Origin of the sequence: Methylicorpusculum sp. (assembly GCF_030651835.1) — a bacterium.
In the GTDB taxonomy this organism is placed as follows: Bacteria; Pseudomonadota; Gammaproteobacteria; order Methylococcales; family Methylomonadaceae; genus Methylicorpusculum.
The window spans coordinates 1-2,645 of record NZ_JAUSBX010000033.1; the positions used below are offsets into that span (position 1 = coordinate 1).

Here is a 2,645-nt window from a genome sequence, read left to right on the forward strand (position 1 = left end):
GCGGAGCAGTTGACAGCGATCCAGCGCTGGTACCGAATCTTGAGTTCAGCGCTGGTTAAGTACCTCAAGGGGCGTCAATTGCAGCCGCCGGAATGCCTGCCAGCACCTGCTTAGTGGATTCAACCGCTCTTTTTAGGTTTATAGGCTAAAATCAGGACAGTTTTCGAGTTAAAAAAATTTATTATTGCTTTTTTGTTGGGGATTTTATAGCATTTAATTAAATGATTTTTAACTGCGTTGGTGATTTTTATGTTTAGAACAGACAGTATCTATTCATTGACCGATTTTCAGCGTAACGCGCGTACGCATCTGGATCGGCTAAAACAATCTGGTCAGCCTGAAATCCTGACGGTCAATGGTCAAGCAGAAATCGTTGTGCAAGATGCTACCGCTTACCAAGCGATGGTAGACAAGCTGGAGGCTATTGAAGGAATTCGCAAGGGCTTGGAATCCATGAAACAGGGAAAAGGCCGTAATATCGAGGCTTTTTTTGAAGAATTTGAACGTATGCATGCGATTGAACGGTGAAGCATTACTCCGTCATTATTCTTCCTGAGGCCGAACAAGACATTGAGGAAGCCTACCTGTATATCAGTGAAGATTCACCGCAAAATGCGATGAAGTGGTATCGGGATGTCTATGACAAGATCCAATCGTTATCCTCATTTCCATTGCGATGCCCATTGGCTCCAGAGAACGATTTCTTTCCGGAAGAGATTCGCCATCTTATCATTCATAACTACCGCGTCCTTTACACCACAACAGAGGATACCGTTTATATCCTTCATGCCAGACATGGTCGCCAGCAATGGTTGAATACCAAATAAAGCCATTCGGATTGGCGATTTTAGATTTAGCGGAAAGCTGAAAAATAGGCCGGTCATCAGGTTGCAACCCATAAGGCGACAGTATCTACTTATTTGTTAATGACAGATTCTGAACTAATTGCTGGCACTAGATAATGGACAATACAATTTGAAAACGCGAATTGGACCGGATGGATTGCACATATTTGATCGACGTTCAGGTTTGAATATCTTATTTGATGAAGTGAATGCTGATAAATCCGCATGGGCAACCGCCCCGCGTCAGATGTCTATCGCTCTTAAAAATCTTTGCGATCTACATTGTGTTTACTGCTATGCGTGAAAGCATCAGGCGATGCTGAGCAAAGAATCTGTTGTTGCCTAGGAGGCTGTCCGAGAATAGCATAGAGAGAAGCATTATTTTTTCGAAAACGCATTAGAATATTCGAATATTTATATGTTATGCCGGTGTTTTGTACCTTTTAACCTATAAAATGGCCTCTTGTCTTGCTAATCTCCCCTATTTTTGCCTATGTGGCTGGATTTAATGCCCATTTCCCAAAATTTGGGCGCACTAATCCCGTAGCCATCGCTTTAACCATTTTTTTAAGGTTGTGTGTGGCGCAGACCAGCGAGAATTCGCCGGCGACTTTGTCTTTGCCGCGGACACTGAAGCCCCGAAATCCGCTGTTCTTGATCTGCCCGAAGACCGGTTCGACAATGACTTTGCGTTGCCGGTAAACGGCCTTCGCAGCCGGTTGCCGCATTTTTTCGCGCATCTGTTGCCGCAATGGCTCTTGGGCGTCGGAGCTCAGCGTCCGCGCTTCGCCTTTTTGGGACTGACAGCAGCGTTTGAAGTAAGGGCATTCGGCGCAGACCGAGGCGTGGCCTTGATAGATCTTCTGCCCTTCGGCACTGTGCCGAACCACGGTGAGGGTTTGTTCGCCAGGACAGGTATAGGTGTCGTTCGTCTCATGATAGGTGAAGTCGGCCTTGACCAGTTTCCGCTCGGATGCGGCCAAGGGGCTCAACGGCGTGGTTTCACCTTTCCCGGGCGCCAGGTAAGCATCGACACCCTGTTGTGCCAAGGCCTCTAAATTATTGCCGGAGAAATAGCCGTTATCGGCACTCAACTGATCGGGCAGGCGCCCCGTGCTGTCTTGGAGTGCGGTTAAGGCCGGTTCGACCTCTTGCATGTCGTTGGCATGGAGACTCAGGTGTTGGGCAACAATAATTTGCTGGTCAGCATCGACGCTGATTTGGCCATTGTAGCGGTAGTTAAAGTCACCCTTTTTGCCCATGATCCGGGCATCGGTATCGGCAAAGCTGATTTGTTTTTTGCCGTCGATCGGCTGGTCCGGATTGAGCTCGGCTTCTCGGGCTTCGAGCGCTTGTTTGGCGGCTTTGATTTTGCTCAGCCGGCCTTGTTTGAACTGTAAGTCAGCCGGTAGTTCATAACCGGTTTGGTCCTGGTAGCGCTGATCTTCTTCCTGATCGCAGCGCGCCGCTTGGGCGATCAGCGCCTCAATCTCGTCGGTTAATTGGCGTTCCTGTTCCTTGAGGTGCTGATAGCTCATGGCTTTGTGCTTGGACGTATTCGCTTTGAATTTCGAGCCGTCCAAACTGATATGACCCAACGAGGCCAGCTTTAACGCCAGGGCTAATTGGACGGTCTGCTTGAAGCAGGTTTGAAAGAATGCGGCATGGTCTTTACGAAAGTCACTCAAGACCCGAAAGTTCGGACAGTGCTTTTGCGCGATGAACATGAACGACAAGTCCTCGCGGCAGCGCCGCTCGATTTGCCGGGAACTGAATACGCCTCGACTGTAGGCGTCACGG

At 48.6% G+C, this 2,645-nt stretch carries 3 protein-coding genes; 2 read left to right on the plus strand and 1 reads right to left on the minus strand.

Annotation, left to right across the window (positions count from 1 at the left end; all coding sequences use genetic code 11):
* Nucleotides 1-249 precede the first annotated feature (249 nt).
* Both Q7V32_RS04040 and Q7V32_RS04045 read left to right on the plus strand, forming a co-directional pair.
* Nucleotides 250-528, plus strand: a complete 279-nt coding sequence (locus Q7V32_RS04040) for a type II toxin-antitoxin system Phd/YefM family antitoxin (RefSeq protein ID WP_304895699.1) — start codon at nucleotides 250-252, stop codon at nucleotides 526-528.
* Complete coding sequence (locus tag Q7V32_RS04045; RefSeq protein ID WP_304895700.1) at nucleotides 525-827, plus strand: type II toxin-antitoxin system RelE/ParE family toxin; 303 nt, start codon at nucleotides 525-527, stop codon at nucleotides 825-827. Before Q7V32_RS04040 ends, Q7V32_RS04045 begins: the two co-directional genes overlap by 4 nt.
* A gap of 509 nt (nucleotides 828-1,336) precedes the next feature.
* On the opposite strand, the gene Q7V32_RS04050 is transcribed toward Q7V32_RS04045, so the two are convergent.
* A partial coding sequence (locus tag Q7V32_RS04050; protein WP_304895701.1) for an IS1182 family transposase occupies nucleotides 1,337-2,645 on the minus strand: 1,309 nt, incomplete at its 5' end.